The following is a 23,249-nucleotide window of genomic DNA, read 5'->3' as shown; positions in this document are numbered from 1 at the left end:
CTCACTCGAATTCCGGCGCGACGTCCGCGACGGCCTCGAGCAGCAGCTCCGTTCCCAGATCGATCTCGCGTTCGGTGACGTCGAGCGGCGGCAACAGGCGCAGCGTCTTGTGGCCGCAGCCCAGCGTGAGCAGCCCGCGCTCGAAGGCCGCCTCGAGGACGGCCTCGCGGCGCTCCTCGGTATCGAACTCGACGGCGAGCATCAGCCCGCGGCCCCGGACCTCGAGGGCGCCGGGCGCGTCGCCGTCCGCGATGGCGTCCTCGAGTCCGTTCCGCAACTGGCGGCCGCGCTCGCGGGCGTTGGCCAGCAGGTTCTCCTCGTGGATGGTATCGATCGTCAGCGCGCCCTGCAGCGAGGCGATGATATCACCGGCGCCCCACGTCGAGGAGAGGCGGCTCTTCTCGGTGGGGAACACGTCCGATCGGGAGATCGTCGCGCCGACGCGCAGCCCCTTCCCGGCCGTGATGACGTCCGGCGTGAGATCGAGGTGGTCGACGGCCCACAGCTCCCCCGTCCGTCCGACTCCGGACTGGATCTCGTCGGCGACGATGCGGAGGCCGTACCGGTCGCGAAGCGCCTCGAGGTCCCGCGCGAACTCGGGGTGGGCGACCCGGTAGCCGCCCTCGCCCTGGATCGGCTCGAGGATCAGGTAGGCGACCTCGTCGGGGTCGATCACGCCGCGCTCGGGGTGGAGTTTGTCCGCGACGACGTTGCCGCCGGGGCCGTCGGTGCGCCAGCGACGCTCGTACTCCTCGTCGGTAGCGGGGTAGGGCACGCTGACGACGCCCGGAATCTCGGGGTAGCCCCGGCGGTGGACGGCCTTCGAGCGATTCAGGGAGAGCGCGCCCAGCGTGCGGCCGTGAAAGGCTCCGTCGAAGGTGAACGCGCGGTGGCCGCCCGCGGCGTAGCAGATCTTGATGGCGTTCTCGACGGCCTCGGCGCCGGAGTTCGAGAGGAAGACCCGATCCATGTCGTAGTGGTCGGTCATCGCGACCAGGCGATCCATCAACTGGGTCGGCCCCGGAAACTCGGGGTCCTCGGGTGGCCCCCCGCCGCTGACGTAGAAGTCCTGGCCGGCGATCTTCAGCGGATCGACGAGGTCGAACGCTTCGAATTTCTCGCGGATCGCGGGGTTGTTGTACCCCAGCGGCGCCGCGGCGACGTGACTCGTGAAGTCCAGCAGGACGTTGCCGTCGACGTCGGTGCAGAACGGCCCGACGGCCTCGGCGGTCGCGTCCCAGACGAACTCGTAGACGTACGTGCTCGGCGCGGCGAACTCGTGGTGGTAGTCGACCCACTGTCTGGCGCGTTCGTCGGGGATCGTCCCGACCCGCGGTTCGACCGTATCGCGGTCCATAGCGTATGTTATCACGCGGAAGTGAAATAGGCGCCGACCAGTTTCACGAGACGGTCGGCGTCCGACGACGGAGGGCCGGAGCGTCAGCGGTCGATACTCGCTCGTCCGTCCGCCGTCTCGAGCGAGACGAACGCCGGCGGTATCGATCCAAGAGCTGATTCGGCGACGCGGATGCGGTGGCTGAACTCCCAAGGGAGTGTATTATGCTACCATATATCACAGTTTCTACCGGGGTGGCAACTAATGGCAGAAACAGCGACGGATCCGAACCGACTCGCTACCGAATACGCGACCATCTGGAACGAACAGGAGTTCTCGAGGCTCTCGGAGGTCGTCGCCGACTCGTTTACGTTCACCTCGCCGACCGCCGGCACGATCGAGGGGCGCGAGGCGTTCGAGGCGTACGCTCGAGAGATCACGGACGCGTTCCCCGACTTCGAGATCACCGTCCACGAGACGCTGGCCGGCGAGAACCTGCTCATGGCGGAGGGGACGCTCTCGGGCACGCACGAGGGAGAGTTCGACGGGATTCCGCCGACCGGCGAACGGTTCGAGATTCGCGATATGGCGCGGTTCGTCGTCGAAGACGGCAAGCTACGGGAAGAGCGCGCGTTCTTCGATCGGCAGGAACTCTTCGACCAGCTCGGGCTCCTCGAGGAGTGACGGCGGTCCGCTTTTCTCGGTCTTCGCTCGGCTCTCTAGACGACGATCGCGACCGTCGCGACCGCGCCGCCGAGCAGCAACAGACCGCTGTAGACCGCGACCTGATTGCGGAAGCCGTCGTTCGAGGACGTCGACGCGAGCAGGGCCTTGACGACGATGCTCGAGACGGTCGCCAATAGGATGGCGATGGTCGCCTCCGCGGGCCCCAGCTGGCCGCCCCGATAGAGGACGACCGCCGAGGTGGTCGCGCCGGCGCTCGAGACGAAGCCGCTGGCGACGGCGGTGGCGTAGAAGCCGAGCGTCCCGAACCAGGTCTCGGCCAGCGACCCGAAGACGAGGACGACGAGGAAGACGGCGCCGAACGCGAGCGCGTTCTTCAGCGAGAAGGGGGACTCGAGTTCGATCGGACCCGACTCGTCCCAGTCGGCGGTCCAGGCGGCGACGGCGAACGCGACCAGGATGACCGCGCCCAGCGGGACGATCGCCTCGAAGAGGATCGGACTCCCGCTGCCGACGGTGAACCCGACGGCGATGGCGAGGTTGCGAACGGCCATCGCCGCGTTGGCCAACAGGATCGCGGCGACGGCGTAGGAGGCGGCCTCGGGGCGCTGGTTGACGTGGTCGAGCATCGTCCCGACGACGGCCGTCGACGAGGCCAGCCCGCCGAAGAACCCGGTCACGGCGATACCGCGGCCGCCGTACGTCGTGACGATCGCGTAGTTGGCGATGCCGATGCCGGCGACCGCGACGACCATCAGCCAGATCACCTGGGGCTCGAGCGGGATCGAGACGCCGCCGACGTCCGCGGTGACCTCGGCGGGGAGGACCGGGTAGATGACGAACGCGAGGATGGCGAACTCGATCGTCGAGCGCATCTCCTCGTGGGAGAGCCCCCACGCGAACTCGTGGAGTTCGCGCTTGAGGACCAACAGCAGCGACGAGAGGACGGCGACGGTGACGCCTTCGATGATGAAGCCGGCGGCGACCAGCACGCCGACGCCGTAGGCGACGAGCATCGAGACCGAGGTGGTCAGCGAGAGGCCGGCGTCGTCCTCGCTCAACAGCCCCTGAACTGCCAGCAGGACGCCCTGAACGATCACGAGCACGCCGCCGAGGATGAGCAGCGTTTCGCCGATCTCGCTCTCGAAGACCAGCAGCGTAAAGACCGCACCGAGGAGGCTGATCAGCGAGAACGTCCGGATCCCGGCCGACTTCTGGGACCACTCCCGTTCGAGGCCGAGGAACATCCCCAGCGCTCCGGCCAGCGCGATCCGGACGACCGTCTCGTCCAGCGGCGCATCGGCGATCTGCAACGCGATCTCGTTCACTGTCGGTCGTTCACGGCGTATTACCATAAACGGCGCGCCGGCTCGCAGGGAGACCGTCGCCTCGAGCGACTGACGGAAACGCGGAAAAGCGCCGCGAAACTCGAGGAAAGCAGGTGACGAGACGATCCTCGACGCCGAACCGCAAACCCGCGAGCGAAGCGATCGGGCGCGATCGAGCGACGCGCTACGTGCTACGTGCTACGGGGCGAGTGGCCCGTCGTTACAGGTCGACGTACTGTCCCTCCCACTCGCGACGGGCCTCGAGTTCGCGGCGACCGCGCCGGGTCAGGGTGTAGAAGTTCGTCCGGCGGTCGCGCCGCCCCTTCTCGACGAGGCCCTTGTCGACGAGGGTGTCGAGGTTCGGGTAGAGTCGACCGTGGTGGATCTCCTTCTCGTAGTAGTTCTCGAGTTCCTCCTTGATCGCTAGCCCGTGGGGCTCCTCCTCGCCGGCGATGACGTACAGCAGATCTCGCTGGAATCCTGTCAGGTCGTACATTGGGAAAGTACCAGTTGCACTTACTGTCGAATTTTAATAAGGCTATCGGGTTGTTTCGATCGAAACAGCGATATTACCGATTGACCGCGTCGTTTGCGTGCGATTCCGAATAGATAACGGCTATGATGGGTTCTCGCGCTAATTCACGTAACGTGCAGTTCATGTTTACACACCATGCGTATTGTTTCGGTATTTTAATGATATCGGAGCGCGAGAAAGGCGGCTTCGAGTAACAGTGAGATTCAATTGAACGAGAACGCGGTCGCTGTGAGATGTGAGTTCGAAACAGGAAAGCAGATCGCGTGACGGGAAAAGTGTCACGCGATCGCTTGCCGCCCTGAATTGGTCCCCGCTGACGCTTCGGCCCTCCAAGCGAAGCGTCATCTGAACGCTTTCGCCGAGAATACTTAAAAGTAACGACACCGGATCGGCGTTTGATACGTTCCGCGGCTCAGATGTGCTCCTCCTCGAGCACCCAGCCGATGGCGCGCTTGTAGTGGGTGAACATCTGCCTGACGCCCTCGTGGCGCATGTCTTCGCTCTCGAGGTGTTCGGTGAGGAACTCGTACTGCTCGCGGATTTCTTCTTCGTCGCGCATGCTCGCCACTAGGGCCGGAAAACGGAAAAAACGGTCGCCGGACGGGATTCGCTCCGTCGTCCGGCGGTGGAGACGGGCCGACGGGGTGGCGCTATCGGGACGGCGTCGGCCGTCCGTTCGGCTCCGCCCGGCAGCTCGAGATCGCGCTATCGACGGACCGGAGGTAACTGGGGATTGGGACGGCGGCTACCGATCGACGCCGACGCTTTCGGCGATAAGGACGCGATTTGAGAGTGACAACAGTTCACGAACCGTTCGCGGGCGATTCCGATCGCCGGGTGGCGGACGGAGACGGCCAACTCCGACTCCGTCGCTGTCGCTCCCCGACGAGCGCCTGAAAAAGCGATGGGACACGGCGGCCGACGATCGACCGCCAGATTCCTGTCGACTACCGCTGCGCGCTGTCGATCGTTCGGAGCCGATCGATCGGCGTTAGCTGTCGTCCGATTCGTTATCGGACTCGTTTTCCTCGCCGTTGCCGCCCAGCATGCCGTCGTCGGACTCGTTGTCCGACTCGTTACCCGAGCTGCCGTCCTCGCCGAGAGTTAGCGTGACCTCCTCGTCGCCGCCGTCGATCTCGACGTCGTCCTCGGCTTCCTCGCCCTCGTGCTCGGCGGTGACGGTGTACTCGCCGTCCTCAAGTTCGTCGAACTCGACTTCGCCGTTCTCGTCGGTCTCCTCTTCTCGCGGCCACTCCTCCTCGCTGGCGCCGAGTCCGCCGTCCTCGGTCTCGTTGCCGGATTCGTTCTCCGACTCGTTTTCCTCGCCGTTACCGCCCAGCATGCCGTCGTCGGACTCGTTCTCGGACTCGTTGTCCTCCTGGATGAACGAGCCGACTTCCGACTCGTTGTCGGAGTCGTTTTCTTCGCCGTTGCCGCCCAGCATGCCGTCGTCGGACTCGTTGTCCGACTCGTTCTCGCCGCCGTCGCCGCCGAGCATCCCGCTTCCGGCCTGCTCGAGCGTGACGGTCGCGCCCTCGACGGGTTCCTCCTGATCGTCCTCGACGGTGACCGTCAGGGAATACGTCTCGTCTTCCGACCCTTCGGTCTCGTTTCCGTTTCCGGTTCCGGTGTCGTTCGTCTCTTCGCCGTTTTCGGTTTCGTTGTCTTCGCCGCCGGGTCCGCTGTCAGCGCAGCCAGCGAGTACGAGCGCGCCTGCGGTACCAGTTGCGGCGACGAACTTGCGTCGATTGAGTTCTGAATCGGACATATTCCTGGAAAGGACGTTCCATGTGGTTGCAGTGTGGCCTGCAACTGCCGCCCGTTAATCACCTATTGAACGTCGACTAGCCGTTCGTGATCGTCATCGGTTTCGTACCGTTCGATCGGTAAATCCGACGGTAGACGGCGGAACTGTCAGGAATTCGGGCCGCTCACGTCAGCGATCGAACCGATCACGAACGTTTCTCTATCGCGTCGGTTTCGGTACCCCGGAAGAACGAGCCCGATCGGTTGGAGAGAGTCCCCGTCGCCACCGTCGCGTCTGAAACGGGCGGCCGTCCCCGCGGCGTTCGGTCGACTCCGGTGTGATTTTGGGTCGTCCGCGCGTAGGACCGTCCATGAAGATCAGGGGCGAGCGCGAGTGCAAGGAGTGCGGGACGCGGTGGTCGTACTACGAGACCGGCAGCGTCGGCTGTCCGGCCTGCGGGAGCCTCCACAGCGTCGGCGTCGACGACCGGACCGAACACACCGATCTCCAGGTCACGTTCGACCTCACGGCGATCCGCAACGCCATCGACGACCAGCCCGTCGGCGACCTCGCCGAGCGGGCCCGCGAGGAGTGTCGGGAGTACGTTCGGCGGCGCGGCTTCGTCAACGCGGGCACGCTCCGGGAGCTCGACGACGACTACCTGGCCGCGAACGAACTCCTCCACGTCGCCGATATCGTCCGCCGGGAGATCGACCTCGAGGAGCGCGAAGAACTCTACTTCCTCTCCTTGCTCCGGGACGCCGACGGCGGCGGCCCGCGATCCGACGACGGCCAGCGACCGCCCGCTGAGGAAGTCCCGCCCGGCCTCCGGAGCGCGCGCGGTCTCGCCGCCGCGAACGCCGTCCGCGACTACCGCCGGGACATCCGCACCTGGGCCGAGGATCGCGACCTGACGACCGCCGAGCGCGGCGCCCTCGAGACGCTCGGCGAACACGTCACCCGCATCCGGATGCTCGACGGCGACGTCGATCCCCGGACCGCCGATCGACTGATCGAGGCCGCCCGCGACCTGGCGAACGGCCTCCGCGGCGACGAGCTCGCGTTTACCCGCGCGCAGGACCGCCTCGAGGACCTCGAGTTCGGAACCGACGGTTCGGGCGATCGGTTCGGGGACTGAGTCGGTGACCGCGACGGGTCCGGAAGCACCGGCCTCGCGAACGCCGGGTGCCGATCAGTTAATTATCTTATCATCCCGGTGTAAATCTTGCCGCTCTTATACCGTCGATCGAGAAGGTTCCGACGAACGCACGGACCGCCCTCGATCGGCTCGGCTCGCGCGACGGAACGGGTTCTCGCGCGAGCCTGCAGCGGCCGACGCGAGCGACCGCTCGCGGGGGTCCTGCACACACGCACACTATGGCGCACGGACCATCCGAAGAGAAACCGGACACGAGCGAGAGTCGCACAGCGCACGAACGGGCGGAACGCGGGCCGTCCCCGTACGTCCCCGCGGGGAAGAGCGTGGCCGAACTCACGATCAAGGCGGTCGCGATGGGCCTCACGCTCAACGTGGTGATGCTGACCGCGAACATGTATCTCGGGATGCGCTCGGGCATGACGATCAGCGCCTCCATTCCGGCGGCGGTCATCAGCATGGGCCTCTTCTACGGGCTCCGGCAGGCCGGGATCGGCGGGACGATCCTCGAGAACAACATCGTCCAGACGATGACCTCCGCGGGCGAGGCGCTCGCGGCGGGCGTCATCTTCACGATCGCGGGCGTAACTTTCCTCGATCAACCGATCGACATCGTCAACACCGCGGTCGTGGCGATTCTGGGCGGCCTGCTCGGGGTCCTGTTTATGATCCCGATGCGCCGCTACCTCATCGTCGACAAACACGAGGAGCTTCCCTATCCGGAGGGGACGGCCTGTGCCGACGTGCTCGAGGCGGGCTCGCGCGGCGACGAGGGCGTGAAACTCATCTCCTTCGGCTTCCTCGTGAGCTTCGTCTACATGTGGCTGGCCAGCGGGATGGCCGCCTTCCGGACGACGATCCAGACGGCGTTCTCGGCCGGTGAGACCGACGGATTCGCCATCGGTGGCGACTTCACGCCCGCCCTGATCGGCGTCGGCTACATCATCGGCCCCCGAATCGCCGGCTACGTGTTCGGCGGCGGGCTGATCGCCTGGATGATGCTGATCCCGCTGCTCATCACGGGCGGGTTCGTCCCCGAGTCGGCGGCCGACGCGGCGCTGATGACCCAAGCCGAGGCGGTCTGGGACGAGTACATCCGCTACGTCGGCGCGGGCGCGATGATCGTCGGCGGGTTCTACGCCGTCCTCTCGATGCGGGGCACGATCGCCGACGCGCTGGGAACCGCAGTCGCGGAGATTCGCGGCTCCGGTGCGGCCGCGACCGGGGACCGGAAGCGCACGCAGCGGGATCTCCCGATGAAGGTCGTCGTGGTCGGCGCCGTCCTGATCGCGCTCGCGCTGGTCGCGGTCCCGCAGGTCCAGGTCGGCCTGCTGGGCGGGTTCATCGCCGTGATCGCCGCGTTCCTCTTCGTCGCCGTCTCGGCGTACCTGGTCGGGGTCGTCGGCAGCTCGTCGAACCCCGTCTCCGGGATGGCCGTGGCGACGATCCTGATCGCCGCGCTGGCGCTGCGATCGACCGGCGTCACCGATCCCGTCGTGGTGCTGGTGACGGCCTCGGTCGTGGCCATCGCCGCGGCGGTCGCGGGCGACACCTCCCAGGACTTGAAGACCGGCTACCTGCTCGGCGCAACCCCGCGAAACCAGCAGATCGCGCAGGTGATCGGGATCGCCATCTCGGCGCTGTTCGCCGGCTGGGTGCTGTACTTCTTCCACCAGGCCTACGGCATCGGGAGCGAGACCATCCCCGCGCCACAGGCCGGGATGATGGCGCTGATCTCCGAGGGCGTCCTCACGGGCACCGCCCAGTGGGGGATGATCCTCATCGGCGCCGTCTTCGCGTTCGTCCTGATCCTCATGGACGTCCCCGTCCTGCCCTTCGCGGTCGGGATCTACCTGCCGATCACGCTCGCCACGCCGATCTTCCTCGGCGGCCTGTTGCGGGCCGGCATCGACCGCTACGTCTCGCGACGAGACGACGAGGACGGATCGCTCGCCGAGCACACGACCTCGAGGGGCCGGATCGTCGCGGCCGGACTCATCACCGGCGAGGCGATCATGGGGATCGTCATCGGCGCGCTCTACATCACCGGGACCGGGAACGCCGAGGGCGCGCCGTTCCCGCTCGGACTCGGCGGCCAGACGCAGACGATCCTCGGCGTCGTCGCCGTCGTCGCGCTCGTCGGACTCTTCGTGGCCAGCGTGCTCCGGAACGCGCCCGACGCGGCGGACCGATGAGTTCGCACGGGCCGAGCGCCGTCCCGATCCGGACCGCCGACGACTGGGAAGCGACGGTCGTCGACGGTGAGCCACGAGTCACCGTCTACTGGACGAAGACGCCGCGCAACCGGCTCGACCGGTTCCTGTTCGATCTCTTCGGAACGAGTCGGGAGCGGGAACTCACGCTGGATCCCGTCGGGACGACGGTCTGGCGCCGCTGCGACGGCGACCACACCGTCGCCGAGATCGCGTCGGTCGTCGCGGACTCCCACGCCGACGAACGCGTCGCTCCCGTGGACGAGACGCTCGCGCACTTCCTCATGCAACTCGAGGAGCGCGGGCTGATTCGGTTCGACGAGGAAGCGTAGTCGGAGAGGAGCGCGTTCGAAAGCCGTCGGGCAGCGCCGAGCGCGGATCGCCCGCGGCCGAATCGGACACTCGAGAGTCGGGATTCGCGGGTAGAAGTTCGATACCGACTCTCCGACGCCTCGAGAAACCGATCCGGCGTTCGATCGCAGCGTCCGGTCAGGGCAGGTCGACGTCGACGTCTTCCTGCAGGCTCGCGGCCTTGACCGTGTTATAGAGTAACATCGCTCGCGTCATCGGGCCGACGCCGCCCGGGACGGGCGTGATCGCGCTCGCCTGCTCCTTCGCGCTCTCGAACTCGACGTCGCCGACCAGTTCGTACCCCTTCTCGTTGTCCGCGTCCACGCGATTGACGCCGACGTCGATCACGACCGCGCCCTCGCCGATCATCGAGCCGTCGACGAGTTCCGGCGCGCCGGCGGCGGCGACGACGACGTCGGCGCTGCGAGTCTTCTCGGCGAGATCCTCGGTCCGGGAGTGACAGAGGGTCACCGTCGCGTTGCCGTCGTCGGCCTTCTGGATCAGCAGGTTGGCCAGCGGCTTGCCGACGATGTCCGAGCGGCCGACGATCGTTACGTCCTTGCCTTCGGTGTCGACGTCGGCGGACTCGAGCAACTTCTGGACGCCGTGGGGGGTGCAGGGACGGAAGCGGGCGTCGCCGGCGACCAGCCGGCCGACGTTCTCGGGGTGGAAGCCGTCGACGTCCTTCGCGGGGTCGACCCGGCGGATGACCTCGCGGTAGTCGACGTGATCGGGAACCGGGGCCTGCACGATGTAGCCGTGGACGTCGTCGTTGCCGTTGAGGTCGGCGATCTCGTCGTACAGCGTCTCGGGCGAGGCGTCGCCGTCGACGTCGACGTGGTAGCTCTCGATGCCGACCTCCTCGCAGTCGCGTTGCTTCATGTTGACGTAGGTCTGGCTCGCGGGGTCGTCGCCCATCAGCACGGTCGCCAGCCCCGGACGCGCGCCCGCGTCGGCGAGCGTCTCGATCGCGTCGGTCAGGTCGTCTCGAATCTGACTCGCGACGGCGTCGCCGTCGATGATCTCGGTCATTACTCGAGTGGGCGACCGCGAGGCTAATCAACCCTCGGATTCGTGCGCAGAACAGGTACCGAGAGCCGCTCTGATGACCACGAACGTGGATAGGTGATGGCGGCGTCTGGCGGCGGTCGCGAGTCGCGAACGGCGCCGCCGCTCTCGGATCTGCACCAGTTCGGATCCGCAGATCGCTATCGGATCGGTACCGCCCGTCCGTGCGTAATCAGAGGTAACCGAGACGGTCCGTTTCGGTAGCGACCGTCAGCCTCGAGTATCGAGGTAGTTCTCGCTCGCTCCGTCTTCACGGCGACGGAATAGTCGGCGGCGAGGCCGACGATCGGCAGCGTCTCGCGTTCCGAGCGTCGGCGCGGTGTCCGACCGTCGCGCTCGGTACCGACGTTCGGTATCGCCGCTTACCACCAGCGGCCCCAGGCGCGACCGCGACCCGGGTGGGACGACCGGCTGTCGAGTTCGTGCCGGACGGTGTCGGCCATCGTGCCGACGCGGAAGTCCTGTTCGGTGCGTTCTCGAATGCCGTTCGTGACGTACGCGAACGCGATGTCGTTTTCGGGGTCGGCCCAGCCGACGCTGCTGCCGAGGCCGGCGTGACCGAACGCCGTCGGCGGCGCGGTGACGCCGAGGTTGCTCTGGACGACGCCGCCGAGGAAAAAGCCCATCGCGAACCGGCCGGAGACGTCCCGGCTCATGTCGTCGGCGGTTTCGGCCTGCAGCGAGGTCCACTCGTCGATCGTCTCCGGGGTGAACAGGCGCGTGCCCTCGAGTTTTCCGCCGTTCAACAGGCAGGCGTAGAACCGGAGCATGTCGCTCGCCGTCCCGATCCCGTTCGCCGCCGGGATGATCGCCTGCTGCTGGACGAAGTCGCTGTTGAAACTATCGGCGGTGTCCTGGTTCGTTCCCGACTGGACGCCCGAACTGGCCGACGTGATCTGATCGTAGGGTTCGAAGCCGACCAGCGTGGCGACGTCGACCTCCTCGCCTTCGGGGAGCCCGATGCTGGTGTTGTCCATTCCGAGGGGCTCGAAGATCTCGTCCCGCGCGAACCGGTCGATCCGTCGACCGGAGACCTTCCGCACGATCTCGCCGACCAGCCAGCCGAAGCTGAGCGTGTGGTAGTTCGGCTCCGTCCCCGGCTCGTAGACCGGTTCGGCCGCCTCCATTCCCTCGGCGATCGCGTCCGGATCGCTCCACAGGTGAGCCTGGCCGTCGATTTCGACGGCCGGAACGCCCGCCTGGTGCGAGAGCACGTGACGGATCGTCGTCTTCGCTTTCCGCGTTCCCTCCTCGGCGTAGTCGGGCCAGTGCTCGACGACGCGGTCGTCGTAATCGAGTTCCCCTCGCTGGGCGAGCAGATGGACGCAGGCCGCGGCGTACGGTTTCGTACACGAAAACAGAACGTGTCGCGTTTCCGTGGTCGTTTCGCCCCCCTCCGGATCGGAGAGACCGCCGGCCGTATCGACCACGAACTCCCCGTCGTGGTAGATCGCCAGCTGGGCGCCGTGATGGAGCTCCTGTTCGAGCTGCCGATCGAAGGTCGCCGTGATGCGATCGGTGCCCGTCTTCAGAACCGCCGACTCCGTGTCGTCACCGTCGTCCTTCCAGTTCCCCCGTCCCCGTTCGGATCGATCGTTCCCTCCCTGTGCTGCTGCGCTCGTCGACGCACCGGTAGCAAGCGTCGCCCCCACCGTACCGAGCGTCGCAAGCACACGTCGTCGATCCATCGAAGTCCTCTGTGATGGCATCACGCGAAACCATAGGATCCGACGTATATGAATCCATTCATAATCAATTCAGAATACAATATAGTCACGAGAAGTGTCCTGTAGCTGGATACCGGCATTTAAACCCGTCAGCAACAGGCCAGCCGTTTCAGTTTCCGTGACTGTTCAGGTCCCGGTATCGCCGTCGACGACCACGGGCTGGTAGGTCGTCTCGAGGTCGCCGTACTCGTCCGCGTCCGCGGCGTCGGTCAGCCGGAGCGCCTGTCGCTCGTGGCACTCCCGCGCGGCCTCGAGCGCGTCCGCGTCGACGTCGACGGCGTTCGACTCGAGCGCCGGCGCGATTCGGTCGGTCCACGCCCCGTCCTCGAGCAGGCACACCGCTCGGTCGTCGACCGTGAGGGGCGGTTTGCCGGCGACGTGATCGCCCGAGCCGACGATATCGTAGGTTTCGATCCCCTCGAGGATTCCGACGACGTCGGCTTCGGGAACGTCGGTGGGTGCCTCGGCCATGACCTCGTCGAGCACGAGCGCGTCGATCGGCGCGTCCATCGTCTCGGGTCGCGGGGTCGGATCGCCGTCGCGCTCGCGGGCGATGGTCTCCTCGGCGACGGGGTCGCTGTCGTCCGGCGTCCCCGGCAGCGGCTCGGGACGGTACGGGTCGCCGTCGTCGAACCGGACCGGAACGAGGCCGATCGTCTCGGCGGCCGTCATCGCGTCGAACAGCAGCGGCCGATCGGCGTCGTAGGACTCGAGGTCCAGTCCCAGCCCCTCCGGCGGGGCGGCGCGCACCAGCGGATCGGGGACGGGCGCGACGATCTCGCCGTCCTCCTCGCGGAGCTGGCGCGGGTACGGCGCGTCGCCGGTTTGGGGCTCCGGAATCCCGCTGAGCACGAGCATGGGTTCGCCCTCGTACTCGTCGACGCCCCAGTCGACGTGGTCGCCCGGCTCGGCGCCCATGAAATCGGCGACCGGCGTCAACTCGAGGGCCAGTTCCGAGGCCGCCGTCGTCGCGGTCTCGCGAAGCTCGAGCAGTCGATCGTCGTCGAGAACGGTTCCGATCGGATTCGTAGCCATTGACGGCGGTACGTCCAGCCGGTGGAAAAGCCGCGTGCCGGCGAATGACAGGGAGCGGGAATCGAGCGGTCGCGGCGTCGTGACCGATCGTCAGCGCCTCGAGCCCGAACTGTCGGTAGCGGACGCGAGCTACCGGCGATCGGTCCTACTCCGACTCGTCCTCGTCCACATCCTCGCCTTCGTCCGATTCGAGAGACTCGCCGGTCCCTTCGCGGCGCTCTCGAGCCTGTCGCGAGTCCTCGTCGCTCACTTCGTCCTCGTCCGTCGATCCGTCATCGGCGACGAATTCGACCGCCGGTGGCGGCTCGTCTTCGGTGATGGTCTGTTCGTCGAGCGGTTCGCGGTCCGCGTTCGCGTCGAACCTCGATTCGTCGCTCATAGGTGGTGTGTCGCGGAGCGGGTCGCGAAACGGTCCGGTTTCGACTGCGGACTCGTCGCTCGCTACCGGGCCCGTGTCCGTGTCGGACGGCACCACGTAGCACGGATGACGGTGTTGCTTGCCAGTTCGGGCACCACCGAAACCGAAAACAGCACCGATTGCAGCCGCGTCGGCGACGACCGGTCGCGACGGATTCGAACCGGTCGAGACGGCGCGGTTATCGACTACTCGTACAGCGGGTTCGCGTCACACAGCGTCGCGACTTCCTCGCGGACCGCCTCGATGACGGCCTCGTCCTCGGGAGCGTCGACGACGCGGGTGATCAGGTCACCCACCTTGCGGCAGTCCTCCTCGTCGAAGCCGCGGGTGGTCAGCGCGGGGGTGCCCGCGCGGATGCCCGAGGGATCGAACGGCGAGCGCGTCTCGCCGGGGACCGTGTTTCCGTTGAGGACGATGCCGGCCTCCTCTAAGGCCTCCTCGGCGTCGCCGCCGGAGGTGTCGGGGTGGCTCTCGCGGAGGTCGACGAGGACGAGGTGGTTGTCCGTGCCCTCCGAAACCAGCGAGAAGCCGTTCTCCGCGAGGCTCTCGCCGAGGGCCTTCGCGTTGGCGACGGTCTGCTCGGCGTACTCCTCGAACTCGGGCTCGAGGGCTTCCTTGAAGCCGACCGCCTTGCCCGCGATGTTGTGCATGAGCGGGCCGCCCTGTCCGCCGGGGAAGACCGCCGAGTCGATGTCGTCGGCGTACTCCTCGTCGCACATGACGATGCCGCCCCGACCCGAGCGGATCGTCTTGTGGGTCGAGCCGGTAACGAAGTCGGCGGTGCCGACCGGCGAGGGGTGGACGCCGGCGGCGACGAGGCCGGTGATGTGGGCGATGTCCGCGAGGTGGAGCGCGCCGACGCTGTCGGCGGCCTCCTGGATGCGCTCCCACTCGATTTCGCGCGGGTACGCGGAGTAGCCGGAGACGATGATGTCCGGCTCGAACTCCTCGGCGTGTTCGGCCAGCCCCTCGTAGTCGAGGTAGCCCGTCTCGGCGTCGACCTCGTACTGTTCGACCTCGTAGAGCTGCCCGACGAAGTTCGCCGGGTGGCCGTGGCTCAGGTGCCCGCCGTGGTTGAGATCCAGCGAGAGGATCTTGTCGCCGGGCTCGAGCATCGCGAAGTAGACGGCCTGGTTGGCCTGCGTGCCCGAGTGGGGCTGGACGTTGACGTGCTCGGCGCCGAACAGCTCGGTCGCGCGGTCGATGGCCAGCTGTTCGACCTCGTCGGCGTACTCGCAGCCGCCGTAGTAGCGCGAGCCGGGGTACCCCTCGGCGTACTTGTTCGTCAGGGCGCTGCCCTGCGCGTCGATGACCGCCTGACTGACGTGGTTCTCGCTGGCGATCATCTGCAGCGTCTCTCGTTGGCGGTCGACCTCTCCCTCGAGTGCATCGGCGACGGCGGGATCGACGTCCCGTACGTGCTCGTGCTCCATGTCCGATGTGCCGGCTGGCGACTGTATAAGTGTACCCGTCTTCGGCGAATCTCACCGCCGAAGGCGATCCCGACGCGTCGATTCGCTCGGACCCCACCGCCGGAAATCGGCCAAACGACGGTCGCTCCCGGCACCTCTCCTGAATTATCAAAACTTTGACTCCCGATACAACTAACTTTCTCGGGGAACATTCAGCGTACCGAATGATAGAGTGGGCGGTAGACGACGGGGCGCTCCGCGTGACTGACGCCGACAACGCCGAACTGTCGGTCCGCGGTAGCGACCTCGTCGTCGGCGGAACCGGACCCGACATCCCACGGCCCGTCGACGAGACGGTCGTCGTGACGACGGACGAACTCCGATTCCCCCACGCGGTCGCCTACGCGTTTTCGCTCGGCTCGGACGAGCAACACGAGCTCGATCCCGACGGGGCGCCGCTCTCGCTGTCCCCGGGCGAGTACGTCGTCGACATCGACACGGAGATCAAGACGTACCTCCGGTTTTCCGGGACGGCGACGATCGAGAAGACCGGCGGCTACGAGGAGACCGTCGTCAGATTTCCCGATCGCGTGCGCGTGATCGTCGGCTTCCGGAGTCGCCACGAACTCCCCGCGGGAACCATCACCGTTCCCGACACGCCCGAGGGGGTCGCCGCCGGACTCACGCATCTCGCCACCTCCCACAAGACCGACGGTCCGGATCGCACCTATCCGACCCTCAGGGGCCACCCGTCGCTGCTCGAGTGCGGCGACGGCCTCGAGATTCCGGACTGCATCCGGGAGGACTTCTCGCCGTCGGGGATCGAACTGATCGTCCCGGCCGACTACGAGTCGCTGTTCGTCGCCGCGCCGCTGGCCTACTACCTGCAGGCGACGATTCAACCCCGCGAGCGTCCCGCGACCGGGCCGAACCACGCGACGCTTCGCGTCCCGGAGTTCGCCGTCGAGAAGCGGCTGTCGCCGATGCCCGGTCTCGAGCGCGACGTCGATCGACTGCTCCGGAAGGTCTTCTTCTTCGACTGCCTCGTCCGCAACGCCGGCCCCTACGGGACGAACCTGGCCGAGCAGAGCATGCTCGAGGTCCTCGGTCTCGACGCCGAGGAACTCTACGAGGCCGGCCCACAGCGCCGACTCGCGACCTACCTCGAGGTGCCCGACGCCGCCATCGAACACCGCCTCCCCGACTGGCACCTCTCGACGTACGTCCGCCCCGACTACGACAGCGTCGAGTCGCTCCCCTTTCTGCTCGACCGGATGAGCCTGATCCACATGCCCCGGACCTCCGAACTCGAGGGGAAGGAACTCGTCGAGCGCTCGCTGGAGGACTTCTACCGCGGCGGCGGTTCCCGCGACGGAACCGACGGCCGCGACGGCCGCAGCCGGGCGAGTGCCGGGAAGGTCGCGTCGGTCGACATCGTCAAACCCGAACTCCACAACGGGCGGGTCCACGGCTGGCTCGCCGACGGCGTCCCGATCGACGTCTTCAAGACGACCCCCGAGGCCTATCACAACCGACTGGACTACCTCGAGCGCGCGACCGACTCGACGTCGATCGCCGTCGTCCTGAACGATCCCGAGATGGCCGGCGAACACGACGACGTCGCCGAGATCTACCGCCAGCGATCCGAGGAGCTCTCGATGGAGGTGACCGTCGACGAATCGCTCTCGACGGCCGAACTCGCGCGCGTCTTCGAGGACGACCACGACTTCGTCCACTACATCGGCCACTGCGAAACCGACGGCCTGCGCTGTCCCGACGGCTACCTCTCGACCTCGTCTCTCGGTCGCTGTAACACCCAGACGTTCTTCCTCAACGCCTGCGGCTCCTACTACGAGGGGATGGGGCTCATCGAGCGGGGGAGCGTCGCCGGCGCGGTCACCTTCTCGAAGGTCCTCAACGACCACGCCGTCAAAGTCGGCTCGACGTTCGCCAAACTCCTCGTCCACGGGTTCAGCATCGAACGCGCGATGGGGCTCGCGCGCAGGCGCATCATGATGGGGAAAGACTACGCCGTCGTCGGCGACGGCACGCACTCGCTGACCCAGGGCGAACACCGCGTCCCGACCACGCTCACGCTCGAGAAACTCGAGGACGAGCGCGCCGAGTACCTGGTCACGTTCGACTGTTACTCGACGCGGGTCACGGGCTCGTACTACTTCCCGCACGTCGAGGACAACGAGTTCGCCTACCTCTGTGGCACGCAGTCGAATTTCACCGTGACGAAGTCGGAACTGGCCACGCTACTCCAAGAAACGGAAGCGTCGGTGATCTTCAACGGCGACGTCTACTGGTCGACGGAGTTGGCGTCGCGGTTCGTCGAGTGATTCCCACAGAGAGTCCGACAGCCAAGCGGAGGAATCCACGACTGCAGTCGTGGGAGGCGGTCAAGGGCCGCCGTACGTGCTGACGCGCTTGGCTCGCATCGCCGGTCGATCCGCTCTCTCGGCCGTGTGTGCCTGATAGAGGAGCTCACGCGCAACCGACCACAACCGCTCGCAGCTAACACCCATATGACCTAACAATAACAGATCGTTACTATATATCTATCGTCAATTCCGCAACTGTTTACGAGTGGCTAACGACGGTGCAGTCGAACGGTCTCGCGGCTCTAGACAGATTTCCGACAAGATATCGATTCGGCACCATCTCGTCGGTGAACTGACGAAAGCGCGGACAAAAATTACCGGCGTCGCCGTCGCACACGATGTTCTGGTGTGGATTCGGCCACCAAAATTAAGTAATATCCGTACGTTTACTTCTGTATAGACATGACCTCGAATTTACTCAACCACCAGATTGACGATATCCTCGACTCCGTACTCGAGGAGGCGACCGGGGACGTCTACATGGTCAACCCGTCGGGGGACGCCATCGAAGAGTTCGTTTCGGTCGCGACCGCGTTCGACGGCGACCTGCCGTCCGTCCACATGCTCGCCGACGAACGAACGCTGAAAGACGTCATGGACGACTTCATCGTCGCCTCGAACGCCGCGGACCTCATCAGCGAGGACGCCCTCGCGCTCCGCACGCTCGAGGAGGCGCCCGAGAACTCGCTTTTGGTCACCGAGGACCGAGTGATCGCCATCGTCCACGCCGGCGACCGCGTCGGCGGCCTCGTCACGGACGACGAGAGCTTCGTCGAAGACACCTACGACACCTACGCGGCCCGCTGGGACGACGCCGCCGAATTCAACCTCCGGACGCCGCCGATCACGGCCGTTCGCGAGACCCTCTCCGAGGAGATCAGCCCCGAGGCCGAGGAGGACTTCACGTCGATCCTCAACTCGCTCGAGACCGCCCGCGGCGACGGCGACGGCCTCGACGAAGTGACGATCTCGCTGCTCGTCGCGGCCAAGAACGAGGCCCTACTGTACGACATCAGCAAGTGGGGCGAGGACGTCGGCATCGCTAGTAAGGCCACGTTCAGCCGCACGAAGACCAAGCTCGAGGATATGGGCCTGATCGACACCGAGAAGGTCCCGATCGACGTCGGCCGTCCGCGCCTTCGCCTGAAGATCGGCGACGACCGACTCCAGGAAGCGGATAACGGGCAGCTCGCGACGGTCGCGCAGTCCATCCTGAACTAGAACCGAACTTTTGCTCTGCGTGGGGTCGCGCAGCGACCCCACTCGGCAAAACTTCGATGAAAAGCACTCCTCCTTCCGTTCGTTCGTCTCTCCAGTCCTCACTCACATCAGTCGTCGGCCCGCTCGCTCCCTTCGGTCGCTCGCGGTCGTATCGGGTAATGGCCTGCCTTCCCCCGGGTCACACGTCTCTCGCAGTTGCTCGAGACGCGTTCCCGGCCACGTGATTTTGCGAGCGACTCGACGCTGAGTACCGTCGCATGACGCAAACCCCAAGTCGCCGCCGCGAGACGACTCGAGTATGTACGAGGCCGTCCACGCCCGCCCAGACGGAGAGAGCACGGTCGCCCGGTTCGCCAAGACGGCGGCCGACTACGGCTTCGAGGGCGTGGTCGTGCGCAACCACCACGATTCGCGCGCGGAGTACGACGCCGAGGCGATCCGCGAGGCGTACGGGATCGACGTCGTGGAGGGCCTCGAGATCCGCGCCGACGACCCGCAGGCGGCCGGCGGCTCCGTCGGGAACTACCGGACGACCGAGACGATCGTCGGCGTCCACGGCGGAACGAACGCCGTGAACCGGTTCGCCGTCGAGAGCGAGAAGGTCGACGTGCTGGCCCACCCGATGGCCGACAACGGCGACGTGAACCACGTGCTGGTGAAGGCGGCGGTCGAGAACGGCGTCCGCCTCGAGTTCGACCTCTCGGGGGTGCTCCGGACCAGCGGCGGACGTCGCGTCAGAGTCCTCCAGTCGCTGCGCAAGCTCGAGGAGATCGTCGGCCACTACGACGCCCCCTACGTGGTCAGCGCGAACCCGCGCTCGCACCTCGAGTTGCGCGCCCCCCGCGAACTGACGGCGCTCGGCGAGGAGATCGGCCTCTCGACGGCGTTCGTCGAGCGAGGGTTAGCGGAGTGGGGACGGCTCGCCGAGCGCAACCGTCGGATCCAGTCCGAGTCGTTCATTGAGCCCGGGGTCGAACGAGGGAGGTATGAAGAAGAGCCTTGAGGACCACGCCGCCCGATTCGACGAGAAGGCCGGCGAATACGACGAATCGAACTCCGACGAGTACCGCGCCTGTGCGAACCTGGTCGTCGAACACGCCGCCCCCGGCGAGGACGACGTCGTCCTCGACCTCGGAACGGGGACCGGCGCCATCGCGCTCGCGCTCGCCCCCGACGCCGACCGCGTGGTCGGCCGCGACATCAGCGAGGGGATGATGGAGGAAGCCGAGCGGAAAGCCGACGAGGAAGGCCTCGAGAACCTCGAGTTCGATTACGGCACCTTCCGGGAGCCCGAGTACGACGGCCCGGTCGACGTCGTCACCTCGAACTTCGCCATGCACCACCTCTCGGACGACGAGAAGCGCGAGGCGATCGACGTCATCGCCGCCCTCGAGCCGCGCAAGTTCGTCCTCGGGGACGTGATGTTCTTCGGCGAGCCGGATTCCGACGCGCCGTTCTACTCGCCCGAGGTCGACGACCCCGCGACGGTCGGCGCGCTCGCCGACGCCTTCACCGACGCCGGCTTCTCGCTGACCGCCGTCGAACGCGTCCACGACCAGGTCGGCGTGCTGGTCGCCGAGCGGTCGCCGACCGCCGCTGACGCCGACGCCGACGCCGACGCCGAGGGCGAGGTCGGCGATCCCGGCGACGACCCCGCCGCGGACGCATGAAACACCTCCCGAAACACCTCCAGCCGCGGTGGCGGTATCTCGCCGTCGAGCTCGAGAGCTGGCCCGACGCCGGGATCGATCGCCGAGCGTTTCAACGCGAGTGCTGGTACGCGGCCCAGAACCTGCTGGGAGATCCGGGCAGCGCCCACGCCGATATGACCGTCGTCAGGTTCGAATTCGCCGGCGAAACCGGCGAGGCGATCGTCCGCGTCCGCCGCGGCGAGACCGAACCGGCCCGCGCTGCCCTGGCCTGTATCGACGAGATCGACGGCGCTGCGGTCGGCCTGCGAGTCTGCGGTATCAGTGGCACGATCCGTGCCGCTGAAGAAAAGTATTTAGGACGCCGCGGGCAAGATTCCGAGGAGAGAAACGTCGTGTTCGGGAACGAGGAGCGAGTCGCCGTCCTGCGGGAATGCGTTGCAGACGTGCGACTCGATGAGGCGTTCGCGGGTGCGACAGACCTCGATTACGATTTAGCGTGATACTATGCAGGGACAAGCCCAACAGCAGGCGTACGACCGCGGCATCACGATCTTCTCGCCCGACGGCCGACTCTACCAGGTCGAGTATGCTCGCGAGGCGGTCAAGCGAGGAACGGCGAGCATCGGCGTCCGAACGAGCGACGGCGTCGTGCTGGCAGTCGACAAACGAGTCCCCTCCCCGCTGCTCGAGGACTCGAGCGTCGAGAAGATTCACAAGGCCGACGACCACATCGGCATCGCCAGCGCGGGCCACGTCGCCGACGCCCGCCAGCTGATCGACTTCGCGCGCCGCCAGACGCAGGTCAACCAGCTGCGTTACGGCGAACCGATCGGCGTCGAGACGCTGACCAAGGAGGTCACCGACCACATCCAGCAGTACACGCAGGTCGGCGGCGCCCGTCCGTTCGGCGTCGCGCTGATCGTCGGCGGTATCGACAACGGCGAGCCGCGCCTGTTCGAGACCGACCCCTCGGGGACGCCCTACGAGTGGAAGGCCCTGGCCGTCGGCGCCGACCGCGGCGAACTCCAGGACTACTTAGAGGAGAACTACGACGAGGAAGCCGACCTGGACGGCGGCATCGCGCTCGCGCTCGACGCCCTCGCGTCGGTCAACGACGGCTCGCTCCTCCCGACCGAGGTCGGCCTCGCGACGGTCGACGTCGAGACCGAGTCCTTCGAGCAGTTCGACTACGACCGGATCGAGTCCCACCTCGAGGAGAACGACATCTTAGACGAGGGCGACGACGCCGCCGCGGACGACGAAGAGCAAGAGTAACCGACTCGCTCGATTTCGACTCGAGTACCGCCTTCGTCCCGCGCGTCGACGGGTTCGACCCACGGAACGATTCGCTTCTCCCGTTTCCAATCTGTGCGTGTGAGCGTGCGAACTGTCCACCGTCTGCCTGCACCCGCGCACGATGGACGACGACCGGATCCGTACCCGCTCAGCGGCGGCGCTCGCGAGCGGCGGCTCGCCTCGACTGACCGGACGACCGGCTGTCGCCGATTCGAAGCGGGGTCGAACCCGGAACCCGCGCCGTGATATCGGGAAACACTCTTTTCATTGGCGGGGGAAGCAACCGATATGATATCGCTCGACGAGGCGGTGACGGCGCGACTCGAGTCACACGGGGCGCGCTTCGAGGTGCTCGTAGATCCGGACGCGGCGTTGGCGATCAAACGCGACGAGTTCGACGGCGACCTCGAGGACGTAATCGCGGCCGAGGACGTCTTCGAGGACGCGTCGCGGGGCGACCGACCCGCCGAGGACGACCTCGAGACGGTCTTCGACACGACGGATCCCCTCGAGATCATCCCCGAAGTGATCAAGGAGGGGGAGATCCAGATCACGGCCGACCAGCGCCGCGAGATGCAAGAACAGAAGCGCAAGCAGCTGATCGACACCATCGCGCGCAACGCGGTCAACCCCCAGATGGACAACGCGCCCCACCCGCCCGAGCGCATCGAGAACGCCCTGGAGCAGGCCGGGTTCACGGTCGATCCGATGGAACCCGTCGAGAGCCAGGTCGACGACGCGCTCGACGACCTGCGTCCCGTCATTCCGATCCGATTCGAGGAGGTGACCATCGCCGTACAGATCCCCGCCGAGTACGCCGGCAGCGCGCAGGCACAGGTCCGTCAGTTCGGCGACTTAGAGCGCGAGGAGTGGCAGGCCGACGGCTCGTGGGTCGGCGTCATCACCTTCCCCGCGGGGATGCAAAACGACTTCTACGACGTCGTCAACGAACACTCCAGCGGCGAGGCCGAGACGGAGATCATCAAGGACAAGGACGACCTGAAGACGCGGTAGGGCGGTTCGGCGGGCGGTGGGTCCTTCTCAGCCGCGGTGGTAGCCGATCAGGAAGCCGCTGGCGAAGCCGGCCCCGACCGCGACCATCGAGAGCGCCGACACGAGCCAGTGAACGCCCTCCTGGGCGCGGTCGCCCGTCTCGAGCAGTCCCGCGGAGAGGCGACTCCAGTCGACCGTGACAATTTCCTGGGACTCGAGGTAGCGAAAGGCCATCAACTCGACGCCGACGATGATCGCGAGCACCTTCGCGATCTGTTTCGTGGCGAATCCGAGTACCCCGCCAACGACCGCGCTGCCCCCGAACTCGAGGCCTAACCCCGTCGGATCGACGTCTAGCATTACGGTCTCGTATTCGGGTCGTCTCCAATGACTGTTATGGCTTCGTGATTTTTCGAGCGGTTGACGTCCGCTTTCGATCTGCGACGCGCTGCTCGCTGCGGATCGAGTCACGTTCCGGCACGTCGATTCCGCCGCGAACACCGCGGCCTGCGGACGCGCCACGGGATTCAAGACCGTCGGGAGCGTACGGTCGGGTATGTGCCGTATCCGTCGAACAGTAACGGAGGTGTTCGACCGCCATCCGTAGCGCGATCGGGCAGCCGCGGTCGCGAGTATCGAGCCGCCGTACCCAGCCCGTGGGACCGACGGGCCGTCGGGTCGCCCAGCGAC

Annotated in this window: 22 protein-coding genes; 11 read left to right on the top strand and 11 right to left on the bottom strand. The window is 66.5% G+C overall.

Annotated elements, in window-relative coordinates; all coding sequences use genetic code 11:
• Position 1: 1 nt before the first annotated feature.
• Positions 2–1,357: an aminotransferase class III-fold pyridoxal phosphate-dependent enzyme gene (locus tag HTZ84_RS07795; protein WP_174680153.1), complete on the bottom strand. Its 1,356-nt coding sequence runs from the start codon at positions 1,355–1,357 to the stop codon at positions 2–4.
• Between the two features lie 243 nt (positions 1,358–1,600).
• Here HTZ84_RS07795 and HTZ84_RS07790 point away from each other — a divergent pair, with 243 nt between their 5' ends.
• Positions 1,601–2,020 (top strand): ester cyclase, encoded by a 420-nt coding sequence (locus tag HTZ84_RS07790; RefSeq protein WP_174680152.1) that lies wholly within the window; start codon positions 1,601–1,603, stop codon positions 2,018–2,020.
• Positions 2,021–2,055: 35 nt separating this feature from the next.
• Here HTZ84_RS07790 and HTZ84_RS07785 read toward each other — a convergent pair whose 3' ends face one another.
• From HTZ84_RS07785 to HTZ84_RS07770, 4 genes are all read right to left on the bottom strand, one after another.
• The gene (locus HTZ84_RS07785; protein ID WP_174680151.1) at positions 2,056–3,348 is read right to left on the bottom strand and encodes an MgtC/SapB family protein; all 1,293 of its coding nucleotides are present in this window, start codon (positions 3,346–3,348) and stop codon (positions 2,056–2,058) included.
• Positions 3,349–3,568: 220 nt separating this feature from the next.
• A complete protein-coding gene (locus HTZ84_RS07780; RefSeq protein WP_008895436.1) occupies positions 3,569–3,844 on the bottom strand; it encodes a PadR family transcriptional regulator in 276 nt (91 codons plus the stop codon).
• A 451-nt stretch (positions 3,845–4,295) separates the two neighbouring features.
• On the bottom strand, positions 4,296–4,442 hold the full coding sequence (locus tag HTZ84_RS07775) for a hypothetical protein (RefSeq protein ID WP_008895435.1): 147 nt from the start codon (positions 4,440–4,442) through the stop codon (positions 4,296–4,298).
• A 432-nt stretch (positions 4,443–4,874) separates the two neighbouring features.
• A complete protein-coding gene (locus HTZ84_RS07770; protein ID WP_174680150.1) occupies positions 4,875–5,651 on the bottom strand; it encodes a putative sodium/potassium/calcium exchanger in 777 nt (258 codons plus the stop codon).
• Between the two features lie 349 nt (positions 5,652–6,000).
• Between HTZ84_RS07770 and HTZ84_RS07765 the strand changes: the two genes are divergently transcribed.
• The 3 genes from HTZ84_RS07765 (at position 6,001) to HTZ84_RS07755 (ending at position 9,331) form a co-directional block, all read left to right on the top strand.
• On the top strand, positions 6,001–6,768 hold the full coding sequence (locus HTZ84_RS07765) for a DUF7117 family protein (RefSeq protein ID WP_174680149.1): 768 nt from the start codon (positions 6,001–6,003) through the stop codon (positions 6,766–6,768).
• Between the two features lie 239 nt (positions 6,769–7,007).
• Positions 7,008–8,981 carry an OPT family oligopeptide transporter gene (locus HTZ84_RS07760; protein ID WP_174680148.1) on the top strand — a complete coding sequence of 658 codons (1,974 nt, stop codon included), beginning with the start codon at positions 7,008–7,010 and terminating at the stop codon, positions 8,979–8,981.
• Positions 8,978–9,331, top strand: a complete 354-nt coding sequence (locus tag HTZ84_RS07755) for a PqqD family protein (RefSeq protein WP_174680147.1) — start codon at positions 8,978–8,980, stop codon at positions 9,329–9,331. Before HTZ84_RS07760 ends, HTZ84_RS07755 begins: the two co-directional genes overlap by 4 nt.
• Positions 9,332–9,488: 157 nt before the next feature.
• Here the strand turns inward: HTZ84_RS07755 and HTZ84_RS07750 are convergent, their stop codons facing one another.
• The 5 genes from HTZ84_RS07750 to glyA all read right to left on the bottom strand — a co-directional run bounded on the left by HTZ84_RS07750 (position 9,489) and on the right by glyA (position 15,031).
• Positions 9,489–10,382 (bottom strand): bifunctional methylenetetrahydrofolate dehydrogenase/methenyltetrahydrofolate cyclohydrolase, encoded by an 894-nt coding sequence (locus HTZ84_RS07750; RefSeq protein WP_174680146.1) that lies wholly within the window; start codon positions 10,380–10,382, stop codon positions 9,489–9,491.
• Between the two features lie 398 nt (positions 10,383–10,780).
• Complete coding sequence (locus HTZ84_RS07745; RefSeq protein WP_254611721.1) at positions 10,781–12,106, bottom strand: serine hydrolase domain-containing protein; 1,326 nt, start codon at positions 12,104–12,106, stop codon at positions 10,781–10,783.
• Between the two features lie 165 nt (positions 12,107–12,271).
• A complete protein-coding gene (locus HTZ84_RS07740; RefSeq protein WP_174680144.1) occupies positions 12,272–13,180 on the bottom strand; it encodes a hypothetical protein in 909 nt (302 codons plus the stop codon).
• 145 nt (positions 13,181–13,325) lie between these two features.
• Positions 13,326–13,559, bottom strand: coding sequence for a hypothetical protein (locus HTZ84_RS07735; protein WP_174680143.1), 234 nt, complete (start codon positions 13,557–13,559; stop codon positions 13,326–13,328).
• Positions 13,560–13,783: 224 nt separating this feature from the next.
• On the bottom strand, positions 13,784–15,031 hold the full coding sequence (gene glyA, locus HTZ84_RS07730) for a serine hydroxymethyltransferase (RefSeq protein WP_174680142.1): 1,248 nt from the start codon (positions 15,029–15,031) through the stop codon (positions 13,784–13,786).
• Between the two features lie 203 nt (positions 15,032–15,234).
• Between glyA and HTZ84_RS07725 the strand changes: the two genes are divergently transcribed.
• The 7 genes from HTZ84_RS07725 to HTZ84_RS07695 all read left to right on the top strand — a co-directional run bounded on the left by HTZ84_RS07725 (position 15,235) and on the right by HTZ84_RS07695 (position 22,580).
• A complete protein-coding gene (locus HTZ84_RS07725) occupies positions 15,235–17,355 on the top strand; it encodes a hypothetical protein (RefSeq protein ID WP_174680141.1) in 2,121 nt (706 codons plus the stop codon).
• 444 nt (positions 17,356–17,799) lie between these two features.
• Positions 17,800–18,618, top strand: coding sequence for a transcriptional regulator TbsP (gene tbsP / locus HTZ84_RS07720; RefSeq protein ID WP_174680140.1), 819 nt, complete (start codon positions 17,800–17,802; stop codon positions 18,616–18,618).
• 298 nt (positions 18,619–18,916) lie between these two features.
• The gene (locus HTZ84_RS07715; RefSeq protein ID WP_174680139.1) at positions 18,917–19,621 is read left to right on the top strand and encodes an RNase P subunit p30 family protein; all 705 of its coding nucleotides are present in this window, start codon (positions 18,917–18,919) and stop codon (positions 19,619–19,621) included.
• Complete coding sequence (locus tag HTZ84_RS07710; RefSeq protein WP_174680138.1) at positions 19,605–20,288, top strand: class I SAM-dependent methyltransferase; 684 nt, start codon at positions 19,605–19,607, stop codon at positions 20,286–20,288. The genes HTZ84_RS07715 and HTZ84_RS07710 overlap by 17 nt, the downstream gene beginning before the upstream one ends.
• Complete coding sequence (locus tag HTZ84_RS07705) at positions 20,285–20,770, top strand: Rpp14/Pop5 family protein (RefSeq protein ID WP_174680137.1); 486 nt, start codon at positions 20,285–20,287, stop codon at positions 20,768–20,770. The genes HTZ84_RS07710 and HTZ84_RS07705 overlap by 4 nt, the downstream gene beginning before the upstream one ends.
• A gap of 4 nt (positions 20,771–20,774) precedes the next feature.
• Positions 20,775–21,545: an archaeal proteasome endopeptidase complex subunit alpha gene (psmA, locus tag HTZ84_RS07700; RefSeq protein WP_008895421.1), complete on the top strand. Its 771-nt coding sequence runs from the start codon at positions 20,775–20,777 to the stop codon at positions 21,543–21,545.
• Positions 21,546–21,854: 309 nt separating this feature from the next.
• Positions 21,855–22,580 carry a ribosome assembly factor SBDS gene (locus HTZ84_RS07695; protein WP_174680136.1) on the top strand — a complete coding sequence of 242 codons (726 nt, stop codon included), beginning with the start codon at positions 21,855–21,857 and terminating at the stop codon, positions 22,578–22,580.
• A gap of 27 nt (positions 22,581–22,607) precedes the next feature.
• On the opposite strand, the gene HTZ84_RS07690 is transcribed toward HTZ84_RS07695, so the two are convergent.
• Positions 22,608–22,919, bottom strand: a complete 312-nt coding sequence (locus tag HTZ84_RS07690; RefSeq protein ID WP_174680135.1) for an FUN14 domain-containing protein — start codon at positions 22,917–22,919, stop codon at positions 22,608–22,610.
• Positions 22,920–23,249: the final 330 nt, after the last annotated feature.

It is taken from the genome of Haloterrigena gelatinilytica (genome assembly GCF_013342145.1).
GTDB classification, from domain to species: domain Archaea; phylum Halobacteriota; class Halobacteria; order Halobacteriales; family Natrialbaceae; genus Haloterrigena; species Haloterrigena gelatinilytica.
The sequence above is the reverse complement of the archived record's forward strand: the minus strand, read 5'-3'. Positions and strand labels throughout refer to the sequence as shown.

Bases quoted from the DNA above. Each gene is read 5' to 3' on its own strand.
- HTZ84_RS07795 (WP_174680153.1), bottom strand. From the start codon at position 1,357: ATGGACCGCGATACGGTCGAACCGCGGGTCGGGACGATCCCCGACGAA.
- HTZ84_RS07790 (WP_174680152.1), top strand. From the start codon at position 1,601: ATGGCAGAAACAGCGACGGATCCGAACCGACTCGCTACCGAATACGCG.
- HTZ84_RS07780 (WP_008895436.1), bottom strand. From the start codon at position 3,844: ATGTACGACCTGACAGGATTCCAGCGAGATCTGCTGTACGTCATCGCC.
- HTZ84_RS07775 (WP_008895435.1), bottom strand. From the start codon at position 4,442: ATGCGCGACGAAGAAGAAATCCGCGAGCAGTACGAGTTCCTCACCGAA.
- HTZ84_RS07770 (WP_174680150.1), bottom strand. From the start codon at position 5,651: ATGTCCGATTCAGAACTCAATCGACGCAAGTTCGTCGCCGCAACTGGT.
- HTZ84_RS07765 (WP_174680149.1), top strand. From the start codon at position 6,001: ATGAAGATCAGGGGCGAGCGCGAGTGCAAGGAGTGCGGGACGCGGTGG.
- HTZ84_RS07760 (WP_174680148.1), top strand. From the start codon at position 7,008: ATGGCGCACGGACCATCCGAAGAGAAACCGGACACGAGCGAGAGTCGC.
- HTZ84_RS07755 (WP_174680147.1), top strand. From the start codon at position 8,978: ATGAGTTCGCACGGGCCGAGCGCCGTCCCGATCCGGACCGCCGACGAC.
- HTZ84_RS07750 (WP_174680146.1), bottom strand. From the start codon at position 10,382: ATGACCGAGATCATCGACGGCGACGCCGTCGCGAGTCAGATTCGAGAC.
- HTZ84_RS07745 (WP_254611721.1), bottom strand. From the start codon at position 12,106: ATGGATCGACGACGTGTGCTTGCGACGCTCGGTACGGTGGGGGCGACG.
- HTZ84_RS07740 (WP_174680144.1), bottom strand. From the start codon at position 13,180: ATGGCTACGAATCCGATCGGAACCGTTCTCGACGACGATCGACTGCTC.
- HTZ84_RS07735 (WP_174680143.1), bottom strand. From the start codon at position 13,559: ATGAGCGACGAATCGAGGTTCGACGCGAACGCGGACCGCGAACCGCTC.
- glyA (WP_174680142.1), bottom strand. From the start codon at position 15,031: ATGGAGCACGAGCACGTACGGGACGTCGATCCCGCCGTCGCCGATGCA.
- HTZ84_RS07725 (WP_174680141.1), top strand. From the start codon at position 15,235: ATGATAGAGTGGGCGGTAGACGACGGGGCGCTCCGCGTGACTGACGCC.
- tbsP (WP_174680140.1), top strand. From the start codon at position 17,800: ATGACCTCGAATTTACTCAACCACCAGATTGACGATATCCTCGACTCC.
- HTZ84_RS07715 (WP_174680139.1), top strand. From the start codon at position 18,917: ATGTACGAGGCCGTCCACGCCCGCCCAGACGGAGAGAGCACGGTCGCC.
- HTZ84_RS07710 (WP_174680138.1), top strand. From the start codon at position 19,605: ATGAAGAAGAGCCTTGAGGACCACGCCGCCCGATTCGACGAGAAGGCC.
- HTZ84_RS07705 (WP_174680137.1), top strand. From the start codon at position 20,285: ATGAAACACCTCCCGAAACACCTCCAGCCGCGGTGGCGGTATCTCGCC.
- psmA (WP_008895421.1), top strand. From the start codon at position 20,775: ATGCAGGGACAAGCCCAACAGCAGGCGTACGACCGCGGCATCACGATC.
- HTZ84_RS07695 (WP_174680136.1), top strand. From the start codon at position 21,855: ATGATATCGCTCGACGAGGCGGTGACGGCGCGACTCGAGTCACACGGG.
- HTZ84_RS07690 (WP_174680135.1), bottom strand. From the start codon at position 22,919: ATGCTAGACGTCGATCCGACGGGGTTAGGCCTCGAGTTCGGGGGCAGC.